This is a genomic window from Actinosynnema sp. NPDC023658 (assembly GCF_040639995.1).
GTDB lineage: Bacteria > Actinomycetota > Actinomycetes > Mycobacteriales > Pseudonocardiaceae > Actinosynnema.
Window position 1 is genome coordinate 1 of record NZ_JBFAAX010001446.1, and the last position, 1,121, is coordinate 1,121.

Below are 1,121 nucleotides of genomic sequence, written 5' to 3' on the forward strand. Positions count from 1 at the left end.
GCACGGCCGCGGCGTTGGCCGCCAGGTCGGTCGGGAGCTGGTCGCTGACCACGATCGCGCACTTGACTCAGGCCGTCGGAGCGCGGGTCGCGCCCCTGGTAGAGGAACTGCAGGTTGCAGGGGTCGATGGTCTTGGTCTGGTCGGGGTTGGTGCGGACGATGTCACCGTGGCTGATGTCGTTGGTCCAGGTGGCACCGCTGTTGGCCTTGCCGGCGAACGGGTTGCTCTCGGTCGCGGCCTGCGGCGTCCACGAGCCGGCCAGGCTGGAGGCCGTGAACGAGCGGAAGAAGCGCCCGTTCCTCCCCTGCGCCTCGACGATCATCAGGTACTGGTTCTGGTCCTTGACCTTGTAGACCTCGACCGCCTCGAACAGGTTGGCCGCCGTGTCGCTCATGATCTTCGTGTAGGACGAGCCGAAACTGCCCGGGAAGTTCCCGATCGGCATGGCGGCGCGGTAGATGTTGCCGCGGTCGTCGGCGAAGAACAGGTACATGTTCGAGCCGTCGGCGATGAGCGTCTGGTCGATGGGAGCCCCGATGGGGAGGCTGCCCGTGAACAGCGTCTGCGGCGCGGACCAGCCGTTGGGGTTGGTCGGGTCGCTGGAGGTGCGGTAGGAGAAGGCCGGCCCGCCCCACTGGTAGGCGAGCACCCAGATGTTCTTCGGCGCGAAGTAGAACAGCGTCGGCGCGACGGCGCCGATGGACAACGTGTTCTGGGTGGCGGTGGCCATGTCGGACCAGTTCGTGAAGGGGCTGAAGCTCATCGACCCCCAGCCGTCCCTGGTGTCGTGCGTCGTGCCGTAGACGATGTGCTTGCCGTTGTAGACGACGCTGGTGAAGTCCTTGAGCGAGACCCACCCGGACTTCGGGTTCGCCAGCGCGCCTGTCGACGTCCAGCGGTACGTCGACGGTAGCGAGCACGCGCCGTTGCCCCCGCCGACCCGGACGAGCTGCCACTGCTGGTTGCTCCCACCCCAGTCGCTGTACTGCACCACGTTGCCGCCGTCGGCCGTCGACGCGCCCTGCACCTCGACGGCCTTGTTGCTGTTGCGGTTGATCAGCCGCACGTAGCCGCCGTCGGAATCGGCCAGGCGGAACTGCTGGTTGGTGCCGTTGCCGTC

General features: G+C 67.3%; 1 protein-coding gene. It reads right to left on the reverse strand.

What is annotated here, in order from left to right; translation table 11 throughout:
- On the reverse strand, positions 1–1,121 hold a 1,121-nt coding region (locus AB0G02_RS41700), incomplete at both ends, for a non-reducing end alpha-L-arabinofuranosidase family hydrolase (RefSeq protein ID WP_360806554.1).